A 20,759-nucleotide genomic window follows, 5' to 3' on the forward strand; every position below is an offset into this window, starting at 1 on the left:
GTGTCCACGGCGCAGTTGCCCCTAGCAGTGGGCAGTTTCGATCCGCTGACCTCGGCGGGGCCCGCGCTCGTCTGGACGGTGGTACTGACCTTCGTCTTTCTCGAATGCGCGTTGATCATCGGGTTGTTCCTGCCCGGCGACTCGATGCTCATCACCGCGGGCATCGTGATGGCCTCCAACGCCGCGGGCGAGGCCCATGTCTGGGCGTTGTCCATCGGTGCGATGATCGCGGCCATCGCGGGCAACCAGGTCGGCTATGTCATCGGGCATCGCACCGGCCATCATCTGGTGGCCAGGAAGAACGGCCGCTATATCAACACCCGCAACCTGCAGCGGGTCACCGAACTGCTGCAGAAGCACGGCTTCCTCGCGGTACTCATTTCGCGCTGGATCCCATGGGTGCGCACGCTGTGCCCGATGGTCGCGGGCGCGGCGCGGATGGATCATCGTAAATACACCGTGGCCAGCACGGTCGGCGCCATTACCTGGGCGCCGGTGCTGCTGCTCATCGGCTACTACGCGGGCAGTTTCCTGGACCGGGTGCCATGGCTGATGCCAGGTGTCATCGGCACCCTGGTGGTCGGGCTGATCATCGGAACCGCCATCGGCATCCGGCACTACCGCCAGGAGATCGCCAAACCCGCCGAGGATTTCGGGCTCGAAACCGCCGGCGACGATACGAAAACAGCCTCGCTTTGACTCGCTGACCGGCGCAACTGCCCGCGTCCCGTGCCGGATCAGGCGGCATCGGTTTTCTCGAACCGGGCGGCGAACCGCAATTCGAGTGCGTGCGCAACCGGTCCAGCATGCCGATGGGTGGTGTGCCGCCGCCGGACTCGAGCCGGAAACGTCCGGCTGGTGCAGTCCGGCACGCCGAGCCAACTGCGACTGGGTGAGACCGAGTTCCAGCCGCCGTTCGCGGATGGCGTTCGCGAGTTCGATGGACAGCAGCGCTTCCGCACGACCCGCATTATTGTCGCTCCCTGCCCAACGATCGATGAGCAGCGCGGATGAGCCGGATCAGCCCTTCAGGCGCAGGACCGCGAGGACTCTGCGGTGGTGGGTGTCGGAGGGTGGCAGATCCAGTTTGGTGAAGATATTGCCGATGTGCTTTTCGACCGCGCGCTCGGTGACCGTGAGTGCGGTTGCGATCGCATTGTTCGACAGTCCCTGAGCCATCAGTTCGAGGACCTCACGCTCGCGGGGTGTGAGCCGGGCGAGCGAATCCTGTTGGCGTGCGGCACCCATCAACTGACTCACCACCTCCGGGTCTAGCGCGGTGCCGCCGGTGGCGACGCGGTCCAGGGCGTCGACGAAGTCACGGACGTCGGCCACCCGATCCTTGAGCAGATAGCCGACGCCGTTCGCGCCGCCGGCGAGAAGTTCGGTGGCATAGCGGGTTTCGATCCACTGCGAGAACACCAGCACGCCGGTGAGCGGATACTTGCGGCGCAACTCGATTGCCGCGAGCAGCCCCTCGTCGGTGAAGGTCGGCGGCATCCGCACGTCGACCACGGCCACGTCGGGGTTGTGGGTGCCGACCACATCGCTCAAGGTGGTGGCATCGCCGACGATGGCGACCACCTCGTGGCCACGCTCGGTCAGCAGCCCGGCCAGCCCGTCGCGCAGGATCGCGTTGTCCTCGGCGATGACCACCCGCAACGGCGTACTCATCGTGGCCCGGCCGTCGGCAGCAGGATGGTCACCACGGTCGGCCCACCGGTCGGACTCTGCACGGTCAATGTGCCGTCCACCGCACGCGCCCGCGCGGCCAGTCCGGAAAGTCCGCTGCCCGCAACGTGTTCTCCGTCCACGGGCTGCAGTACACCACCGATGCCGTTGTCGCGCACGGAAACCGCGATGGTGTGCGCATCGGTCGGCACGACCGACACCCACGCACTGGTGGCATTCGCATGTTTGACCACATTGGTGAGCAGTTCGGCGACCGAGAAGTAGGCGATCGCCTCGATCGCGGGATTCGGCCGCTGCGGCAGCTGGACTCGCAGCTCAACTGGAACGGCACACCGCGACGCCAGTGTTTCCAGTGCCGGCTCGAGCCCCAATTCGAGCGCGGGCGGATGGATTCCGCGCACCAGTTCCCGCAATTCGGTCAGCGCCTCCTTGGCATCGGCGTATGCGTCGGCGATCAGGTCGCGAGCGTCACCACCGTGGGATATCCGCTCCTCGGCCCGGCCCAAGGCCATGGCGATGGTGACCAAGCGCGCTTGCGTGCCATCGTGCAGATCGCGCTCGACCCGACGTAGCGTCGCCGCCGAATCCTCGACGGCCGCACGCCGGCTCGCACGCAACTCGACCAATTGCCGGTCCCGCGCCGTCGCCGACAGCAAGGCGATGGTGAGTAGTCCGTGTACCCAGCACACCGCGCGCAGCAGCCACGGCAGTGCGAAGCAGCAGATGATGCCGACCGCGGACATCAGCAAAACCCTTGGCCAAGTGTCGATATAGAAGGATCCGAACTGGGCCAGCGAATGGTGCTCGACGCCGTTGTCGTCGATATTCGTCGGGTTGAACAGCACCCACGGGATGGGCGAGAACGCGGTGAATACCGACACGGCCACCACGATCAGCACGAGGTACCCGCCGCCCACACCGAGTACGGCCTGCGCGAACAGGAACAGAACGGCCCGCCAACTCGCGCGATCGGTGAACGCGCTCTTCAGAAATCCGAAAAAGCCCGGCTGCGAAACATAGGGCGGCGGCGCGTCCACCTGCGCGTCCAGCAGATCCCTGGCCAGCGCGCGATACACCTTCGCCCAGAGCCGCGCGCCCAGCAGCACCAGTGCCAGGATCGGGATGCCGATCAGGAAGATCGAGGCGTACAAACCGCCGCCGAAACCGAAGAACAGATAGCAGACGGCGAGCATGCCGATCACGAAAACCGTGAATACGTAGACGAGTTGCTTCCAGGTCCGAGCCTGGATCGGCGCCCGCAGCACCGCGCGCAGTACCTCTCGCGCGTCCGGGCCGGTCTTGCCGGTCGGCGCGTCGAGCACGAGTGTTTGTGTCTCGGTCATGGACTCCATGGTTGTCGCGGGCATGGCGGCATTCGATCGAGCTGACCGCCGAAACGGAGGTGTGGCCAGCCACACCACCAACTACCATCCTGCGCATGAACTATCCGCCGCCGCCGCAGTACGGTTCGCCGTACGGATACCCAGCCTATGGCCCACCGCAGGATCACCCGCAGGCCATTACGATCATGATCCTCGGCATTCTCGGCCTGCTGCTGTGCCAGCTCCTCGGCCCGGTCGCGTGGGTGATGGGCAAGAAGGCGCTCAACGAGATCGATGCGTCCGGCGGCGCCATCGGTGGTCGCGGCAGCGTGCAGGCCGGATACATCTGCGGCATGATCGCCTCGATACTGCTGATCCTGACCATTTTGTTCGTCATCCTGATGGTGGTCCTCGCCGCTGTCGGTGTCCTCGGCTCCTCGTCCTCGACGTACTGAATCGTGCCGCCGGGACGGCCGGAATTAGCATCGTCGGGGTGAACCACCCCGCGCCGGATACGGCCGAGCAGCCAGGCCCCACCGAATGGGGCGAGCACCCGCACGGTGTCGGACCATGGGCGCAGGAGCACGGGGAAGCCCCGCCGGCGGATCCGCACTACGATCCGGAGCTGCTTGCCGGCGGTGACCGCCGCAATGTCGTCGATGCCTATCGCTACTGGAAGCGCGAGGCGATCATCGCCGATATCGACCGCCGCAGGCATCCGTTCCATGTCGCCATCGAGAACTTCGGCCACGATGCGAATATCGGCACCGTGGTGCGCACCGCCAACGCCTTCGCCGCGGCCGCCGTGCACATCGTCGGCAGGCGGCGCTGGAATCGCCGCGGCGCCATGGTCACCGACCGCTATCAGCACATCGAACATCACACCGATATCGGCGAGCTACTCGCCTTCGCCGAGCGGGAAAACCTGACCGTGGTCGCGGTGGACAATGTGCCCGGGTCGGTTCCGCTGGAAACCGCCGAGTTGCCGCGCCGCTGCCTGCTGCTGTTCGGGCAGGAAGGGCCGGGTGTCACCGAACATGCCAAGGGTGCGGCGGCACTGACGGTTTCGATCGCGCAGTTCGGTTCGACCCGCAGTATCAATGCCGGAGTCGCGGCCGGCATCGCAATGCACGCATGGATCCGGCAACATGCCGATTTGACGTCAGCTTGGTAACGAAAAGATCGGTATTGATCGGCTCGAAGCTGGCACCATTGACCCATGACCTCGCGGAGCCCGGAAACCGGGCGCGATGCTGCCCCCATGCCCGCGCTGTGGTCCGAGCGCGCGGATATGGCCGAATCCGCGATCGTCTCTCGGCACCTACGCGCGCTATGGGCCGTGCCGGGAACCGAATTGGGTGTCGTCGGTTGGCCGGCGACCCGTCGTGAGCGGGCGTTCGCCTCCTGGCACTACTGGTGGCAGGCACATCTGATCGACTGTGCGGTCGATGCCGCCAACCGGGTGCCGACACCGACGCGACGCAACCGCATCGCGGCGATCGCGCGGGCGCATCGGCTGCGCAATATCACCGGCTGGACCAACAGCTACTACGACGATATGGCTTGGCTGGCAATCGCTTTGGAGCGTGCCGAGCGAACCCAGGGCATCGCCGAGGCGCGCGGCGGTCTGATCGCACTGGAGAAGGAACTGTACGGCGCGTGGGATCCGGCGCGAGGCGGCGGTGTGCCGTGGCGGGTCGGCGCGGACTATTTCAATGCCCCCGCCAATGGACCGGCCGCGATCGCGCTGCTGCGCCTCGGCCGCCACGTCCGCGCGCAGGAAATGGCGGACTGGATCGATGCGACGTTGTGCGACAAGGAATCCGGCCTGATCCTGGACGGCATCCACCTGCCCTCCGGCGAGATCGAGAGCCCGACTTTCACCTATTGCCAGGGCGTGGTGCTCGGCCTGGAGGCCGAACTCGCGGTGCACACCGGCGAGCCGCGGCACAGCGAACGGGTGCACCGGCTGCTCACCGCGGTCGAGGAGCAGATGACCACCGATGGGGTGATCAATGGCGGCGGTGGCGGCGACGGCGGACTGTTCAACGGAATCCTGGCCCGCTATCTCGCGGTGGTCGCGCTGATGCTGCCCGGCGACGAGCGCGAACAGGCCGCCGACCGGCGGACCGCGGCGGCCATTGTGCGCGCCAGCGCCCAGGCCGCCTGGGCGAACCGGCTCGAGGTCGAGGGCGAGCCGCTGTTCGGGCACGACTGGAACAAACCCGCCCAGTTACCGGGCGGCCGGTCCGGTGCCGGCCATTTCACTGCGGGCGGTTCGGTGACCTCCTCGCGGGTGCCCGAACGCGATCTGTCGGTGCAACTGTCGGGCTGGCTGCTGATGGAGGCGGCCTACCAGGTCAGCGCCGCGGGGCTGTAGGCGTAAGCCTGCCCCTGCCGTATCGATCAGATGATCAAAGGCATTGCCAGACAATTGATCAGCGGCAGTACCGGGTGTTCGGCACAACCGTGAGGTTCGACGGCACCGCTGCGCGCAAGACTGCGAGCGGAGACCGGACCAGCCGAGAAGCATTCTGGGTTTGCCGAACCATTCGGTTGCTCATCCCGCCGCATGGAGTGTTGGGACGCGGTGGAACGGGCAGGTCACGGTTGTGGTCAAGGCGGGTTCACGGCGGGTGAGCGGTCCTATCCTTGAGGTGCAGGGCAGTCGGGTGGAGGCTGGCATGGATCACGCACGCGTTCTCCGCACAGTGCTCGGGGTGACCACCGGGTATTTGATCGTGCTCGGATTCTGGCTGGGGTGGCTACTACCGCATACGCCGCCGGGGACCGAGCCATTTCAGATCGTCGCGTTGGTCGGGCTGTTCGGATCATGCGTGGGCGTCGGAATGCTATTGGCGGCTCGGCCATCGCGCGCGGATCGGCAGTTGTGGCGGCACGGGCTGGAGGGGTGGGCGACCATCGAGGGCGCGCATACGCTGCAGCGCACCGATCATCACACCGAACTGACCGAATTCGATCTGGAGCTGGTTGTGCCGGGGTCCGAAAGTTACCGTGGCACCATCGTTTTCGATGTCACCCCGGCCGATAAGCCGCGGCTCGCGGTCGGCGAGACCATCTCCATCCGGGTCGATCCGCAAAATCGCGATCGGATCATTCTCGTTCTGGGGCAATAACTCTCGACCAACTGCGCGCTCCGGGCCGATCGGCGAACTTCGCCGAATCGACGGGCGGGAGGTCAGTCCCGCGCGTGCGCTCGCGGGTCCGCGAGCAGATATTGCGCGGCCGCATAGGTAGCCAGGATGACGCCCTCGGTGACCCGCCGGGAACGCTCGCTCCGCGCGAACAGTCGGCGCAGCACGATCAAACCATCGGAAACGGTGAACAGCAGTGCACCCAGGCCGAGCCGACTACGCGGATCGGCACTCGGAATATTCAGTCCGGCAACATTTTTCGCGCCCGGAGCCAATCCGGTATCGGAGGCGAGCACTGCCGCACTGCCCAGCGTCGCACCATAGGCCGTGAGCGGAGCCGCAACGGTAGGCGCCTTGGCCCGCAGCAGCAGTGCGACACCGAGCCAGGCCAGCACCCGCGGCACCGCGATCTCCGGGCGCGGCCGCCCCCCGCGCCGCCACCACAGCACCGAATATCCGGTCTGCATCACCGCGAACGAGGACGCGCCCGCGATCAGCCGCCGGTCATTGTCCGGCTCGATCAACAGCACATCACCGATGGTCGCGGCACCGAGGGAACCCAGCAGAACCGTCCGATCAACCGGCTCCAACACCGCCTGATCGGTCGCCACATCCGCCGCCAACAGCGGCATCAGCAGCGGCTTCGCCACCCATTGCACCTTCTCACGGCCGGTGACCGCGCCGTACACGGTCGCCGCCGCTGCCGCCAGAAATGCGGCTCGGAACGGACGCGTCAAAAGCTCGGCTCTTTCGGGGCGGGCGGCAGGGTGACGACCTGGCCCGCATAGCTCAGACCCGCACCGAAACCGAGCAGCAGCGCGACCTGGCCGCCCTTGGCCTTGCCGGTCACCAGCATTTCCTCCATCGCCAGCGGGATGGAGGCGGCGGAGGTATTGCCGGTGTTCTCGATGTCATTGGCCACCGGGATGTCATCGGCCAGCCCGAGGTTCTTCTTCATCAGCTCGTTGATGCGCGCATTGGCCTGATGCGGAATGAAGACCTCGATATCTTCCTTGGAGACACCGGAGACCTCGAGCGCCGAGGCCAGCGCGCGCGGCAAAGTGACCGCCGCCCAACGGAATACCCGCGGGCCCTCCATCCGCAGCGACATCCGGCCGATGGGCTCGACGGCCGGATCGATGCCCTGCAGCCGCTGTGCCTTCTCCATGTATTCGAGGAAGTCGACGTCCTGCTCGATCGCCGAGGCATTCTCGCCGTCGCTGCCCCACACCGTCGGGGAGATGCCGTTCTCCTCGCTCGGGCCGACCACCACCGCACCCGCACCGTCGCCGAAGATCATCGCGGTGCCGCGATCGGTCGGATCGAGTCCGACCGTCATCGTCTCGGCACCGATGAGCAGCACATATTCGGCCGATCCGGAGCGGATCAGGTCGGCGGCGACCCCGACGCCGTAGCCGAAACCGCCGCAGCCGGAGGTCAGATCGAAAGCCGCGATCCCGTTCATCCCCAGGTCGTTGGCGACCTTGGGGGCGCCGTGCGGGGTCAGCGTCAACCAGCTCGAGGTAGCCAGAATCAGCGCACCGATCTTGGACCGGTCGATGCCGCTGTTGACGATCGCCCGCTCACCGGCGGCCGCCGATATCGACTGCAGCGTTTCGTCACCGCTGATCCACCGACGGTTGCGCACACCGGTGCGCTCATAGATCCACTCCGGGGTCGAGTCGAGAACCTCGCACACCTCTTCATTGCTGACCAGGCGTTTCGGACGGTAAGCACCGATGCCGAGCATCGCGACATTCGCACGGCTCTTATTGACTGCAATGCTCACCACAGGTAACTCCACGACCCTTCACTGTCTCGAACGCCTCGACGCGCTCGACGTATACGTCCTGTTATCGGGTCACGCCGCTGTCGGCGTTTCAGCGCAAGGCGAAGCGCCGATCACCAGCGATTGCGACCCAGGACCGCATTCGCAGCTTATCCGAGGGCCAGATCCTTCAATCCCAGGATGGACCGGTACTCCAGGCCCTCGGCGGCGATTACCTGATCGGCACCGGTCTCCCGGTCCACCACGGTCGCGACACCGACGACGGTCGCACCGGCCTCGCGCAGTGCGCGCACGGCGGTCAGCGGCGAATTTCCGGTGGTCGTGGTGTCCTCGACGACGAGCACCCGCTTGCCGACGATGTCCGGGCCCTCGATCTGGCGCTGCATGCCGTGGGTCTTGGCGGCTTTACGCACCACGAAGGCGTCGATCGGACGGCCGGGTGCGTGCATGACGGCAAGCGCGACCGGATCCGCGCCCATGGTGAGCCCGCCGACGGCCTCGAAATCCCAGTCCGCCACCAGTTCACGCAGCAGCTTGCCGATCAGCGGTCCGGCACCGTGGTGCAGGGTGGCGCGGCGCAGGTCGACGTAGTAGTCGGCCTCTTTGCCCGAGGACAGCGTGACGCGGCCGTGCACGACGGCGAGCTCGCGCACGAGTGCGGCCAATCTATCTCGGTCGGCCGTCGAAACGGTGGCCTTGTTCGCCTGGTCGATCATGTCTGTCAAGTCCTTCCGCGTGCGTTGAACATGCCGCGATTCAGTCGGGCCGCCAGGGCTCGCGGAATCATCCCGGCGGCGGTGGTGAGCACTTTGTACTGCACGCCGGGCACGCTGAGCACCCGGTCCTTCTCCAAGTCACGTAGCGAACCGGCGACCACCTGGTCGACGCTCAGCCACAGCTTTTTCGGCAGCGAGGACATCTCGATACCGGCCCGCTCGTGGAATTCGGTGTGCACGAATCCGGGGCACAGGGCTTGGACCCGGACTCCCGTTCCAGCCAGTCCACCCGCCAGCCCTTCCGTGAAGGATACGACGTAGGCCTTGGAAGCCGAATAGGTCGAGCCGCGTCCGGGGATCAGACCAGCGACGCTGGCCACATTGACGATCGAGCCCTTCGCGGCCGCGATCATCGACGGCAGCGCGGCCCTGGTGAGCTGCACCACCGCGGTGACATTGACATCGAGTTGGGCTTGCACCTCGGCGGGCGGCTGCGTCCAGAACTCCCCCGACTGACCGAATCCGGCATTGTTTACCAGGAATTCGATGCCATCGGCGGCGCGAGCCAGCACCCGATCCCGATCGTCGGCCTTGGCCAGATCGGTGACGAGCACCTCCGAACGGGTCGCGAATTTCCGCTCGAATTCCGCGGCGAGTGCGTTCAGCCGGTCCTCGTCGCGGGCGACGAGCACAAGGTCATAACCGAGTGTGGCCAAACGCACGGCGAATCCGTGCCCGATGCCGGAGGTCGGTCCGGTGATCAGCGCGACCGGGCGGGTGGCACCGGGCAGACGCACAGGTTGGACAATCGGTGTCGAAAGGGCGTCATGCCCGCTCACTGCGGCACGGGTCCCTGATACGGGCGGAATCCCGGGTGGAACGGACCGCCTGGCGGTTCCGGTGTGTGCTCGGCCGACTCCCAATCGTCCGCATCCGGGTCGGACCGGACGGACTCGGGCTTCGCGGATTTGCGCTGGGCGGGGCGGTCCTCCGGCGACCAGTCGTCCTCCGGTTCGGCTGCCCAGCGCTCGTCGCGGGCCCGCGAGCGAGAGTCGGGGACGACAGCGAGACTGGGGCGGCGGGGCGGCTCGGGTGGCACCGGTTCGGCGGCCGGTTCGTCGTCGTAATAGTCGTCGTCGGAGTACTCGCGGTACTGCGGACGGTCGAAATCGTCTTCGTCATAAGACGATTCGTCATAGGCGGAGGCCTCGTAGTCGTCCTCGAAGTCCTCGCCCTTGCGCAGATCCGCCGACGCGGCCCCTGGACTGTCCGCCTCGTCTCGGTCATCCGCCCGCTGGCGCGGATGCGGCCGTCCCGGATCGTGCCCACCGGAATCCACCCCGCGCACATCACTCACCGGCGGCAGCACATGCAACAGACCGGACAGGCGAAGCACCGCATCGATGGCGGTCTCCCAATCCTTGGCCACCGTCCCGACATTCAGCATGCCGAGGGTCCAATTGCCCTCGCTCCACAGCATCTGCACGCTGTCGGGCAGCGATTCGATGAAGGCGACCATGCGCTGGTCGACGGCGTGCCTGGCGATTTCCGGATTGGTCGCGAACACCACCCGATCGCCGATCGCGCCGAGCAGTTCCAGATCGGCGTCCTTCGGCGGGGAAGCGGTCTTGAGCCGCATATCCACATCGATGTCGGAGCCGATCTGCCTGCGCACCGCGACCAGCGTCGCCGCGTCCTCCAGATCGAAGAGGACGAATTTCTCGCCCTTGCGGACGCCGGACACCACATCCACCGCGGAAAGATAGCCGAGCTTGGCCAACGCACCGCGGCGCCAAGTGGACGCCAGCGCCGGTTCCACCGACACATACGTATAGCCCTGCGCCTTCGCCCACACCTGGCGCGCATGACCGGTCCGCCGTCGCTGGACCCGATCGAAATACAGCAGCACGATCGCACCAACGAGCGCGATCGCCGCCAACCCGAACCACATTGCCGTCATCGTCGCCTACCCTATAGAGCCGACAGGGCTATTGCGCATCACTGCCCGCTGATATTTCACCGTGTGCCCCCGGGCAGTGCGGTACTGATGATGATCTTCGCGTCGATCGAACCGTCCGCGGCCTTATCGCCCTGCACCATGACCATGTCGCCGACCGGAAGATCGGATGCCTTGGACCCGTTCAACGAGATCACCTGGGTCTTGTCGGTGGTGCGCACCGTCACGGCGGATCCGCCGATGGTGTCGAGGGTCAATTGGCCACCGGCATTGGCTTTGATGGTGCCCATGGTCGCGCCGAGGTTATCGATGCCGCCGAGTCCCGGAATGCTCGGCAGGACCTGGGTGGACGATGGACCGCCCGAGGGTCCGGTGGATCGGCCCGCGGTCGGGAAGGCCGAAGTGCTCGCGGCGGAGCTCGACGAGGTGTCCTTACCGCCCATCAGCACGCCCGCGAGCACGCCGACCGCGCCGATCAGCAGAATCACCCCGACTCCGAGGGCGATCCACAGGCCGGTGTTCCGCTTGCGCGGCGGTTGCTGATCCGGGGGTAGGGATCCACCCGGCGGGCCGGGCGGATACTGCGCGCCCGGCTGACCGTATGCACCGACCTGGGTCGGCTCCTGCCACGCGCCACCTTCCTGCCCGCCCCACTGGACCTGACTGTCGTACGGCGGGAACTCCTTGGTGGCATTGACCGGCGGCGGCCCCCACGGCTCGTATTGTTCGGTCGACGGATAGACCGAGGTCGCATCGCCGTGGCCGAACGCCTCGGTGTATTCCGTCGTGGGCGGCGAAGGCTGAAATCCCGACTTACCCGACGGACCGATATGTTCCGTCGGCGCATCCTCCGGTCGCTGTGCCCAGGGATCGTTGGGACTACTCATGGCCTCCAGCGTAGGCTGTGTTGCTTTGGCCGCGCCTGCGGCGCGGCGGGTTCGCGGCCCCCTGGTGTCTCGCGTCCGAGCCGTCGAGACTCGCGACTACGTCGCATCGCTTCGACGGCTCGGACGCGAGACGGGCCGCGAACGGTCGCTCGTAAGACTCGCTCCGTGCGGGGTGGTCAGTGCTTGAACGGAATTTGTCAGGCCAAGCACGCGGATCCGGCGGCTGGCGAACGCGTCGTCCAGACTCGCGACTACGTCGCATCGCTTCGACGGCTCGGACGCGAGACGGGCCGCGAACGGTCGCTCGTAAGACTCGCTCCGTGCGGGGTGGTCAGTGCTTGAACGGAATTTGTCAGGCCAAGCACGCGGATCCGGCGGCTGGCGAACGCGTCGTCCAGACTCGCGACTACGTCGCATCGCTTCGACGGCTCGGACGCGAGACGGGCCGCGAACTCCTCGCTCGTAAGCATCTCGCTCCGTGCGGGGTGGTCAGTGTTTGAACGGAATTTGTCAGGCGAGGGACGCGGTCGGGTGGGTGGCGTCCGGGTCGTCCAGACTTGCGCCTGCGGCGCATCGCTTCGACGGCTCGGACGCGAGACGGGCCGTCAACGGTCGCTCGTAAGACAGTAATGATTGCTGAGTTCCCGCGGTGGCCGTCCTGACTCACCGTAAGACGGTACGGGGTGATCAGTGTTTGAACGGAATTTGTCAGGCCAGGCGCGCGGGTCGGGTGGCTGGCGTCCGGGTCGTCGAGACTTGCGCCTGCGGCGTATGCGTGTCGACGACTCGGACGCGAGACGGGCCGCGAACTCCTCGCTCGTAAGACAGCTCCGTGGTGGTCACCGGGGACGCCCAGCTGCGGGATGATCGCAAGCTGGGCCATCTCGGTTAGGCGCGCCCGACGATGAGACTTTCGCCGTTCGGGCTCACATTTACCGCCACGGTGTCGCCGTCGGTGACCTCGCCGGCGAGCAGCTCCTTGGCGAGGGTGTCGCCGATGGCCTGCTGGATCAGCCTGCGCAGCGGGCGGGCGCCGTAGGCTGGGTCGTAGCCGCGCACGGCGAGCCAGAACCTGGCCGAATCGCTGACGTCCAGCTTCAGTCTGCGCTGCGACAGCCGCTTCTGCAGCTGGTCGAGCTGGATATCGACGATGGATTCCAGCTGCTCCTCGTCGAGGGCGTGGAACATGACTACATCGTCGAGGCGGTTCAGGAACTCCGGTTTGAAGGCCGAGCGCACCGCGTTCATGACGAACTCCGGATCGCCACCCGCACCCAGATTCGAGGTCAGGATGAGGATGGTGTTGCGGAAGTCGACCGTGCGGCCCTGGCCGTCGGTCAGGCGACCCTCGTCTAGTACGGCGAGCAGGATGTCGAAGACATCCGGATGCGCCTTCTCGATCTCGTCGAAGAGCACGACGGTGTAGGGCCGACGCCGGACCGCCTCGGTGAGCTGACCGCCCTGGTCGTAACCGACATAGCCGGGCGGGGCGCCGACGAGCCGAGCGACCGAGTGCTTCTCGCTGTACTCGCTCATATCGATGCGAACCATGGCGCGTTCGTCGTCGAACAGGAAGTCCGCCAATGCCTTTGCCAGCTCGGTCTTACCGACACCGGTCGGGCCGACGAACATGAACGAACCCGTCGGCCGGTTCGGATCCGCGACGCCTGCGCGCGCCCGGCGCACCGCATCGGAAACCGCCTGCACCGCCTCGGTCTGGCCGACCACGCGCTTGCCAAGCTCCTGCTCCATCCGCAGCAGCTTCTGGGTTTCGCCCTCCATCATCCGGCCGACCGGAATACCGGTCCAGGACGAGACCACCTCGGCGATATCGTCGGGGCCGACCTCCTCCTTGAGCATCACTTCGCCGTCAGCGGCTGTCGCGGAAACCTTTTCGGCCTCGGCGAGCTGCTTCTCCAGCGCCGGAATGCGTCCGTAGCGCAGTTCCGCGGCCTTGCCCAGATCACCGTCGCGCTCGGCGCGTTCGGATTCACCGCGCAGGGATTCCAATTCCTCCTTGAGCACGCGGACCTGGTCGATGGCGCTCTTCTCGTTCTGCCAGCGGGTCATCAGCTGGTTCAGCTTCTCGCGGTCGTCGGCGAGTTCCTGGCGCAACTTGTCCAGGCGCTGTTCGGATGCCGCGTCGGTCTCCTTCTCCAGCGCGACCTCTTCGATCTCCAGCCTGCGCACCGCCCGCTCGACCTCATCGATTTCCACTGGGCGCGAGTCGATTTCCATGCGCAGCCGCGACGCCGACTCGTCGACCAGGTCGATCGCCTTATCCGGTAGGAACCGGGAGGTGATGTAGCGGTCGCTGAGCGTGGCGGCGGCGACCAGCGCAGAGTCGGTGATGCGCACACCGTGGTGCACCTCGTAGCGGTCCTTGATGCCGCGCAGGATGCCGATGGTGTCCTCCACCGACGGCTCGCCGACCAGCACCTGCTGGAAGCGGCGTTCCAGGGCGGCATCCTTCTCGATGAACTTGCGGTATTCCTCCAGCGTGGTGGCGCCGACCAGGCGCAGCTCACCGCGCGCGAGCATCGGCTTGATCATATTTCCCGCATCCATCGCCGATTCGCCGGTCGCGCCCGCGCCGACAATGGTGTGCAGCTCGTCGATGAACGTGATGATCTGTCCCGCACTGTTTTTGATCTCTTCGAGGACGGCCTTGAGCCGCTCCTCGAATTCGCCGCGGTACTTCGCGCCGGCCACCATCGCGCCAAGGTCGAGCGAGACGACGGACTTACCGCGCAACGACTCCGGCACGTCACCGGCGACGATGCGCTGGGCAAGGCCCTCGACGATCGCGGTCTTGCCGACGCCTGGTTCACCGATCAGCACCGGGTTGTTCTTGGTGCGACGGCTCAAAACCTGTACGACACGGCGGATTTCGGTATCGCGCCCGATAACCGGGTCGAGCTTGCCCGCACGGGCGGCCGCGGTGAGATCGGTCGAATACTTCTCCAACGCTTGGTAGCTGCCCTCTGGATCGGCAGTGGTGACGCGCGCGCTGCCGCGTACGGTCGTGAATGCCTCGCGCAGCGCGTCGGGTGTCGCGCCGTACTTCATCAGCAGCATGGTCACATCCGAATCGCCTTCGGCCAGGCCGACCATGACGTGTTCGGTGGATACGTATTCGTCGCCGAGTTCGGTGGCCAGGCGCTGGGCGGCGGTGATCGCGGCCAGTGCCTCGCGGCCGAGTTGGGGTGCGGTGGTCGCACCGGTCGCTCGCGGCAGCTTGTCCACGATGTCCTGTGCCTCGCGTCGAATGGTCGCCGAATCTGCCGCGACGGCCTTGAGCAAGGGGGCGGCGATGCCATCGGTTTGATCCAGCAACGCCACCAGCAAGTGCGCCGGACGAATCTCCGGATTGCCCGCGGCCGAGGCGGCCTGCAGGGCGGCGGTCAGGGCCGCCTGGGTCTTGGTGGTGGGATTGAACGAGTCCACAAGTCACCTTCTTACTAGTCGATTCGCACTATCCAACGTCCGAAAGGTTGAGTCTGTTCCGCTCAACTTTGATTCTCGAGCGGGCCGCTCGACACCCGAACAGACTCGATTCGAACGCTACGCCGCGACACTGCCGAATGGCATCAATCACCGGGCCTATGACACCGCGATGCCTACGATGGCCTTGGCCGTTGATTGATGCATCAAATCCAGCCCGACTCGAGGAGCGATGGATGCGCGCGATCGTGGTACGAAGCTTCGGAGCAACACCCGAACTGGCCGAAATGCCGACCCCCGAACCGGGCGCGGGTGCGGTCAGAATCCAGGTCGAGGCGGCAGGTGTCAACCCCTTCGACCAGAAGATGGCAGGCGGCATTCTGGATGGCAAGCTGCCGCACGATTTCCCGATGATCCTCGGCGTCGACGGCGCGGGCACGGTGACCTCGGTCGGCCCCGGCGTCACCAAATTCGGCGTCGGCGACCGCGTCGTCGGCAAATTCCTGGTCCCGCCCGCGGGCCACGGCAGCTTCGCGGAGTACTCGGTACTGCCCCAGGACGCCACCCTGGTCCCGATCCCCGATCGGGTGCCGACCGTCGCGGCGGCCGCCCTGCCGACCGCGGGCATCACGGCGCAGGACATCGTGGACGCCACCAAGATCGAACCGGACCAGACGGTATTGATCGTCGGTGCCACCGGCGGCGTCGGCTCCTTCCTGGTGCAGCTGGCGAATATCGCCGGAGCGCACGTCATCGCGACGGCGCGCGGATCGGTCGCCGATCAGATGACCAGGCTCGGCGCTGCCGAGACCATCGATTACACCCGCGGTCCGATCCGCGAACAGGTCGCCGCCGCGCATCCCGACGGCATCGACGCACTGTTCGATCTGGTGAGTCCACCCGAGGTGCTGGCCGAACTGACCACGCTGGTCCGCGACGGCGGCACCGTCTACTCCACCATCCGGTCCGCCGATCCGAACGCGCTGCGCGATCGAGGCATCAAAGGCGGAAATATCGAATCCTCCGGGCGTGGACCGGAACTGACCCGCCTGCTCGATCGGGTCGCCGCAGGCGATGTGGTCGTGCCGATCGACGCGACCGTCCCACTGGACCGGGGCCCATCGGTCATCGGCGCGACAGGGGCGCGGGGCAAAACCGTGCTAGCCATCTGAGGCAAGGTGTGAGCGAGCGAGCCGAAGACACAGCCGCCAGGACGGGCACCGCGAAGCCGAGCGACAGCGAGGCGGAGGCGTGAGCGCCCGCAAGAAAGGCTCACGCACACCCGAATTCGGCCTCTTCCTGAGTCCGGAGGCCGACAACTACCAGCAGCTCACCGAGCTGACGACATATGCCGAAAACGCCGGACTCGACCTGATCGGCGTCCAGGACCACCCCTACCAGCGACGCTTCCTCGACACCTGGACCCTGATCACCGGCTTGGCCATGCGGACCGAGCGACTCACCTTCTTCCCCGATGTCGCCAACCTGCCCCTGCGCAATCCCGCCGTACTCGCGAAATCCGTTGCCTCCCTCGACATCATGACCGGCGGCCGGATCCATCTCGGACTCGGCGCCGGCGCGTTCTGGGCCGCCATCGCCGCCATGGGCGGTTACCACCTGAGCGCGGGCGAGTCGGTCCAGGCGCTGGCCGAGGGCATCGCGGTCATCCGGGCCATGTGGAGCGACGAACGCTCGGTCCGGGTGCCCGGCACCTATCACCTGCTCGCCGGCGCCCATCCCGGACCGCAGCCGCAGCACGACCCGGGCATCTGGCTCGGCGCGAAGGGACCGCGCATGCTCGCCCTGACCGGACAGCGCGCCGACGGCTGGCTGCCCTCGGCGGCCTGGGCCCCGCCCGAATTCCTGACCGAGGCCGGCAAGCGCATCGACGATGCCGCCGCCGCGGCGCACCGCGATCCGCGCGCCATCCGCCGGGTCTACAACCTGTCGGGCACCATCACCGCCGACGGTACGGACCACGGCTTCCTGGAGGGCCCGCCCGAGCGCTGGGTGGACGATTTATCCACACTGCATCGTGACCAGCGCATCGACGGCTTCATCTTCTGGCCGACCGAGGGCGACCCCGTCGACCAGGTGCATCGCTACGCCGAATTGGTCGCGCCCGCGGTGCGCGCGAACGTCACGAGTTGACCCGGCGGTAACCCGGAGCGAGCGAGGTCGCGATATCCTGCGTATCCGGCCCAGAGCAGCCCCGATTTGCCCACGGATTACCCGTGAGCGCGGACGTGATCGGCCATACCCACACGACCATGTGATTTTCAGGGATACTTGTCGGCGGAGGACCGCCGGTTACGGATATGTCCCTGGGCAGATTTTGAGGGAAAGGAAGCTCCACGTCGTGGATGCGCGTTCGGCAGCGCTGGTCCGCGCCAACTTCCGAGCGGTGATCGAGTCACCGAACGGACCCGAGCGGTTGATCAGTGCGTTTTATGGTCACCTGTTTGCGGAGAAACCGCAGCTGCGGGAATTGTTCCCGCCCGCGATGGAGATGCAGGCCAAGCGGGTGGTGACCGCCATCCATTACGTGCTCGACAATCTCGAGGACTGGGAGCGGGCCCAGAGTTTCCTGGAACAGTTGGCGCGCGATCACCGCAAGTACGGTGTCATCGCCGCACACTACGACATCGCGGGGCGGGCGCTGCTGGCCGCCTTCCGGGTCTTCAACGGTCCGATGTGGAATCGCTCGCTCGAGGAGGGCTGGCGCGATATCACCATCCTCATCTCCGCATCCATGGCCATCGGCGCCAACTCCGACAAGTCGCAGCCGTACTGGGATGCGACCGTGGTCGGCCATCGCCGGGTGCTCGAGGACTTGGCCGTCGTGCGGCTGCAGACCGAAAGCCCGATTCCGTATCAGGCCGGGCAGTACGTACCGATCTCGCTGCCGCAGCGCCCGAAGATGTGGCGCTACCTCTCGCCGGCGATTCCGGCGAATCCCTACGGCGAGATCGAATTCCACGTGCGCAAGATCCGCGGCGGTTGGGTCAGCCCGGCGATCGTCAACGAAACCAGGGTCGGCGATCGGTGGATGATCGCGGGTCCGCTCGGCGGTCTGCACATCGATCGCGACAGCGGCCGTGACGTGCTGCTGATCGGTGCGGGCACCGGGATCGCCCCGCTGCGCGCGCAGCTGATCGAGATGGGTCAGCGCGGCATCAACCCGCGCGTGCACTTCTTCATCGGCGGCCGCTACCCCTGCGATCTGTACGACGTGGAGAATATGTGGCAGCTCTCGCAGAGCAATCCGTGGCTCACCGTGGTCCCGGTCTGCGAGCAGAAGACCAACCCGTGGTGGTATCCGCATCCACCGCAGGACGAGCCGTACGGCATGCACCGCCGCCTGATCGGAAATCTGGGAGCGGTCGTCGCCAGCTTCGGCTCATGGTCCGACCGGCAGATCCAGATCGCCGGTTCGGCCCGCATGATCGCCGACACCCGCCGCGCCCTGATGGCGGTGGGCACCCCCGAGTCGGTAATCAGCTCAGATCCCGTTTGAGAGAAGTGATGACAATTGATCCGAGCCCGCACCGCAATGGTGCGGCGCCCGAATGGAAGTCGACCGTCGTCGGTCACCACCGGCTACGCCACGACATCGCGGTTATCCGTCTGATCGGTGAGTACGTCCCGTTTCTCGCGGGACAGTCGGTCGAGGTCCGGGTACCGCAGCATCCGGGGATGCGCCGTCGGCTCTCCCCCGCGCTGCCGCCGTCGCTGGACGGCAAGCTGGAATTCCACGTGCGCACTGTGCCGGGCGGCTGGTGCAGCGGCAGTATTGTCGCCGACACCCGACCGGGCGACGAATGGCAGATCAGCGCTCCCCTTGGCACTCTCGCCGTCGATCCGTACGGGGACGAGGTGGTGATGATCGCGGGCGGCACCGGGCTGGCCCCGATGCGCTCCCAGATTCTCGACCTGGCCCGCCACGATGATCCGCCGCCCACCTACCTGTTCGTCGGCGGGCGCTCCCCGCGCGACCTCTACGCCGATGACATGCTGTTCCTGCTGGCGAACGAATTTCCTTGGCTCACGGTGATTCCCGTGATCGAGGGTCCGGAGGATCCGGGCTGGGTCGACGAATGGTACGAGCAGTCGCGCGTGGATATCGGCTTCCCGCTCGACGATATGCTCTTCGGCACGCTCGCCGATGTCGTCGCTTCACACGGCGCATTCGACCACCATCAGGTACTTGTCTGCGGTTCACCCAATATGGTCCGCGTGACATTGGACCGCCTCGTCGAAACCGGAACCCCAGCTGCCGCAATACAGTTCGAGGGCCTTTGATCGACACTCCGACCACCATGGAGCGAGTCTCGCGTGCCGTTTCACGTCCGCGCGGCATGGCCACAGAGTCGAAGCGCACACGACGCAAGTGTGAGCCACCGACGCGCGCGTCAGGTGCCGAACGTCCCACCGTCAGTGACCACCACGGAACTCTGTCCTACGAGCGAGGAGTTCGCGGCCCGTCTCAGGGCGCCGCGGCGAAGGCGCGGCCAACAACTCAAAAAAGCGGATCGTGGCGGATGTCCTTGGTCTGCGTACCTGCTGCCATGAGACGGAACTTGGTGGTCTGCACCATCGATGGTGAGCCGACGATCTGCACATCCCGGTCGGACCAGGAGCCGTAGCTCGCGACGACCTTGCCGATCTGGCCGGTCATCCGGGCTTCGAGGCCCGGCCAGGTGTGCGTCGGCTCGCCGGAATCCAGGTACCACCAAGGGTTTTCATCGCTCTCGGTGACCGGCGTGACGGTGAGCCATTTATTGGCGGTGGCCAGTTGGCTCAGGATCTCCAGATCGTAGAGGTCACACGGGTGGTGGCCGCCGACGAACAGATGCACCCGCGGATTGACGCGCCGCTGTGCCATCGCCATGAGCTGGGCGCGTAGGGGTGCGATGCCGGTACCGCAGCCGACCATCAGCATTTTGCGTTTCACATTGCGCGGCACGCCGAGTCCGCCGAGCGGTGAACCGAGCAGCCACTGGTCACCGATATTGGTGTGGCCGACGATGGCGGGACTGACCCAGCCGCCGAGCACACCGCGGATGTGGAATTCGATCTCTCCGTTCGCATTCGCGGGCACCGCCGGGGACAGATAGCGCCACATGCGCGGCCGGGCCGGGATCTGCACGCTGATGTATTGGCCCGCGGCGTACTGCATCGGCTGATTCAATTGCAGCCGCACCACGGCGAGATTGCGCAGCACCTCGCGGCACTCGACGACGGTCCCGCTCCAGACCGGCGGCGCCGATTCCTGTTCGGCCGCGCCGATCATGGTGTCGCCGATGATCTTCAGGCCTTCGTCCCAGGCCCGGTCGACCTCGTCGGTCCACATCTCGGTGCCCGCGAAGATCCGCATCGCGGACTTCAACGAGGTCGCCACGGCGGTGTAGTGCGCGGCCTGCACCCCGTACTTGCGGTGATCGCGCCCGAGTTGGGCGAGGAATGGCAATAACTTGTTCGGCTCCTCGAGCCGATCCAGCGCGTAGGAGATGGCCTTGACCAATCTGTCACGCTGGGAATCCATTGCTGCGGGAAAGAAATCCCGTACGGCGGGATAGTCCGTGAACAGAATTGCGTAGAACGAACTGGCTAGCTTGGCCGGACCCCCCTCCTCCGCAGCAACCGCCTTGAACGTCGTTCTTATCAAAGCGACAGTCCGCGAGTCCATTTGTGTCACACCCCTTTTGCACTCGAACACAAACCCGTGCCGGCGAGTGAGGTGCTGCGGGACACTCGACAGCAGCCGATGCGTAACGAGTGTAGGCGAGGTTTGCCA

General features: G+C 66.2%; 19 protein-coding genes. 9 read left to right on the forward strand and 10 right to left on the reverse strand.

What is annotated here, in order from left to right; genetic code table 11:
* Positions 1–15 precede the first annotated feature (15 nt).
* A complete protein-coding gene (locus ACQPXH_RS31420; protein WP_433600033.1) occupies positions 16–699 on the forward strand; it encodes a DedA family protein in 684 nt (227 codons plus the stop codon).
* A gap of 321 nt (positions 700–1,020) precedes the next feature.
* Here the strand turns inward: ACQPXH_RS31420 and ACQPXH_RS31425 are convergent, their stop codons facing one another.
* Both ACQPXH_RS31425 and ACQPXH_RS31430 read right to left on the reverse strand, forming a co-directional pair.
* Positions 1,021–1,674, reverse strand: coding sequence for a LuxR C-terminal-related transcriptional regulator (locus tag ACQPXH_RS31425; protein ID WP_063044803.1), 654 nt, complete (start codon positions 1,672–1,674; stop codon positions 1,021–1,023).
* Positions 1,671–3,035 (reverse strand): sensor histidine kinase, encoded by a 1,365-nt coding sequence (locus tag ACQPXH_RS31430; protein ID WP_433600034.1) that lies wholly within the window; start codon positions 3,033–3,035, stop codon positions 1,671–1,673. The genes ACQPXH_RS31425 and ACQPXH_RS31430 overlap by 4 nt, the downstream gene beginning before the upstream one ends.
* A 95-nt stretch (positions 3,036–3,130) precedes the next feature.
* Between ACQPXH_RS31430 and ACQPXH_RS31435 the strand changes: the two genes are divergently transcribed.
* From ACQPXH_RS31435 to ACQPXH_RS31450, 4 genes are all read left to right on the forward strand, one after another.
* A complete protein-coding gene (locus tag ACQPXH_RS31435) occupies positions 3,131–3,469 on the forward strand; it encodes a DUF4190 domain-containing protein (RefSeq protein ID WP_433600035.1) in 339 nt (112 codons plus the stop codon).
* 38 nt (positions 3,470–3,507) lie between these two features.
* The gene (locus tag ACQPXH_RS31440) at positions 3,508–4,188 is read left to right on the forward strand and encodes a TrmH family RNA methyltransferase (RefSeq protein WP_433600036.1); all 681 of its coding nucleotides are present in this window, start codon (positions 3,508–3,510) and stop codon (positions 4,186–4,188) included.
* Between the two features lie 87 nt (positions 4,189–4,275).
* A complete protein-coding gene (locus tag ACQPXH_RS31445; protein WP_433603644.1) occupies positions 4,276–5,394 on the forward strand; it encodes a glycoside hydrolase family 76 protein in 1,119 nt (372 codons plus the stop codon).
* 304 nt (positions 5,395–5,698) lie between these two features.
* Positions 5,699–6,151, forward strand: coding sequence for a DUF3592 domain-containing protein (locus ACQPXH_RS31450; protein WP_040696927.1), 453 nt, complete (start codon positions 5,699–5,701; stop codon positions 6,149–6,151).
* 62 nt (positions 6,152–6,213) lie between these two features.
* Here the strand turns inward: ACQPXH_RS31450 and ACQPXH_RS31455 are convergent, their stop codons facing one another.
* The 7 genes from ACQPXH_RS31455 to clpB all read right to left on the reverse strand — a co-directional run bounded on the left by ACQPXH_RS31455 (position 6,214) and on the right by clpB (position 14,965).
* Positions 6,214–6,906, reverse strand: coding sequence for a lysoplasmalogenase (locus tag ACQPXH_RS31455; protein ID WP_433600037.1), 693 nt, complete (start codon positions 6,904–6,906; stop codon positions 6,214–6,216).
* On the reverse strand, positions 6,903–7,961 hold the full coding sequence (locus tag ACQPXH_RS31460; protein ID WP_433600038.1) for a beta-ketoacyl-ACP synthase 3: 1,059 nt from the start codon (positions 7,959–7,961) through the stop codon (positions 6,903–6,905). The genes ACQPXH_RS31455 and ACQPXH_RS31460 overlap by 4 nt, the downstream gene beginning before the upstream one ends.
* A gap of 146 nt (positions 7,962–8,107) precedes the next feature.
* Positions 8,108–8,674: an orotate phosphoribosyltransferase gene (gene pyrE / locus ACQPXH_RS31465; RefSeq protein WP_433603645.1), complete on the reverse strand. Its 567-nt coding sequence runs from the start codon at positions 8,672–8,674 to the stop codon at positions 8,108–8,110.
* Positions 8,675–8,679: 5 nt separating this feature from the next.
* Positions 8,680–9,471: an SDR family NAD(P)-dependent oxidoreductase gene (locus tag ACQPXH_RS31470; protein ID WP_433600039.1), complete on the reverse strand. Its 792-nt coding sequence runs from the start codon at positions 9,469–9,471 to the stop codon at positions 8,680–8,682.
* A gap of 38 nt (positions 9,472–9,509) precedes the next feature.
* Positions 9,510–10,634 (reverse strand): hypothetical protein, encoded by a 1,125-nt coding sequence (locus ACQPXH_RS31475; protein WP_433600040.1) that lies wholly within the window; start codon positions 10,632–10,634, stop codon positions 9,510–9,512.
* A 56-nt stretch (positions 10,635–10,690) separates the two neighbouring features.
* Positions 10,691–11,518: a DUF5666 domain-containing protein gene (locus ACQPXH_RS31480; RefSeq protein ID WP_433600041.1), complete on the reverse strand. Its 828-nt coding sequence runs from the start codon at positions 11,516–11,518 to the stop codon at positions 10,691–10,693.
* Between the two features lie 888 nt (positions 11,519–12,406).
* Positions 12,407–14,965, reverse strand: a complete 2,559-nt coding sequence (gene clpB, locus ACQPXH_RS31485; protein WP_433600042.1) for an ATP-dependent chaperone ClpB — start codon at positions 14,963–14,965, stop codon at positions 12,407–12,409.
* Positions 14,966–15,198: 233 nt separating this feature from the next.
* Between clpB and ACQPXH_RS31490 the strand changes: the two genes are divergently transcribed.
* The 4 genes from ACQPXH_RS31490 to ACQPXH_RS31505 all read left to right on the forward strand — a co-directional run bounded on the left by ACQPXH_RS31490 (position 15,199) and on the right by ACQPXH_RS31505 (position 19,264).
* Positions 15,199–16,134 (forward strand): NADP-dependent oxidoreductase, encoded by a 936-nt coding sequence (locus ACQPXH_RS31490; RefSeq protein ID WP_433600043.1) that lies wholly within the window; start codon positions 15,199–15,201, stop codon positions 16,132–16,134.
* A 79-nt stretch (positions 16,135–16,213) separates the two neighbouring features.
* Positions 16,214–17,113: an LLM class flavin-dependent oxidoreductase gene (locus ACQPXH_RS31495; protein WP_433600044.1), complete on the forward strand. Its 900-nt coding sequence runs from the start codon at positions 16,214–16,216 to the stop codon at positions 17,111–17,113.
* A 208-nt stretch (positions 17,114–17,321) separates the two neighbouring features.
* Entirely contained in the window at positions 17,322–18,479 is a 1,158-nt protein-coding gene (locus ACQPXH_RS31500; RefSeq protein WP_433600045.1) for an FAD-binding oxidoreductase, read from the forward strand.
* Between the two features lie 8 nt (positions 18,480–18,487).
* Entirely contained in the window at positions 18,488–19,264 is a 777-nt protein-coding gene (locus ACQPXH_RS31505) for an FAD-binding oxidoreductase (protein WP_433600046.1), read from the forward strand.
* Between the two features lie 217 nt (positions 19,265–19,481).
* Here ACQPXH_RS31505 and ACQPXH_RS31510 read toward each other — a convergent pair whose 3' ends face one another.
* On the reverse strand, positions 19,482–20,651 hold the full coding sequence (locus ACQPXH_RS31510) for an FAD-binding oxidoreductase (RefSeq protein ID WP_433600047.1): 1,170 nt from the start codon (positions 20,649–20,651) through the stop codon (positions 19,482–19,484).
* Positions 20,652–20,759 lie beyond the last annotated feature (108 nt).

The sequence above is a fragment of the Nocardia sp. CA-135953 genome, from assembly GCF_050955735.1.
GTDB lineage: Bacteria > Actinomycetota > Actinomycetes > Mycobacteriales > Mycobacteriaceae > Nocardia.

Coding starts and splice junctions, on each gene's coding strand:
- ACQPXH_RS31425 (WP_063044803.1), bottom strand. CDS start 1,674: ATGAGTACGCCGTTGCGGGTGGTCATCGCCGAGGACAACGCGATCCTG.
- ACQPXH_RS31430 (WP_433600034.1), bottom strand. CDS start 3,035: ATGACCGAGACACAAACACTCGTGCTCGACGCGCCGACCGGCAAGACC.
- ACQPXH_RS31435 (WP_433600035.1), top strand. CDS start 3,131: ATGAACTATCCGCCGCCGCCGCAGTACGGTTCGCCGTACGGATACCCA.
- ACQPXH_RS31445 (WP_433603644.1), top strand. CDS start 4,276: ATGCCCGCGCTGTGGTCCGAGCGCGCGGATATGGCCGAATCCGCGATC.
- ACQPXH_RS31450 (WP_040696927.1), top strand. CDS start 5,699: ATGGATCACGCACGCGTTCTCCGCACAGTGCTCGGGGTGACCACCGGG.
- pyrE (WP_433603645.1), bottom strand. CDS start 8,674: ATGATCGACCAGGCGAACAAGGCCACCGTTTCGACGGCCGACCGAGAT.
- ACQPXH_RS31475 (WP_433600040.1), bottom strand. CDS start 10,634: ATGACGGCAATGTGGTTCGGGTTGGCGGCGATCGCGCTCGTTGGTGCG.
- ACQPXH_RS31480 (WP_433600041.1), bottom strand. CDS start 11,518: ATGAGTAGTCCCAACGATCCCTGGGCACAGCGACCGGAGGATGCGCCG.
- ACQPXH_RS31490 (WP_433600043.1), top strand. CDS start 15,199: ATGCGCGCGATCGTGGTACGAAGCTTCGGAGCAACACCCGAACTGGCC.
- ACQPXH_RS31505 (WP_433600046.1), top strand. CDS start 18,488: ATGACAATTGATCCGAGCCCGCACCGCAATGGTGCGGCGCCCGAATGG.
- ACQPXH_RS31510 (WP_433600047.1), bottom strand. CDS start 20,651: ATGGACTCGCGGACTGTCGCTTTGATAAGAACGACGTTCAAGGCGGTT.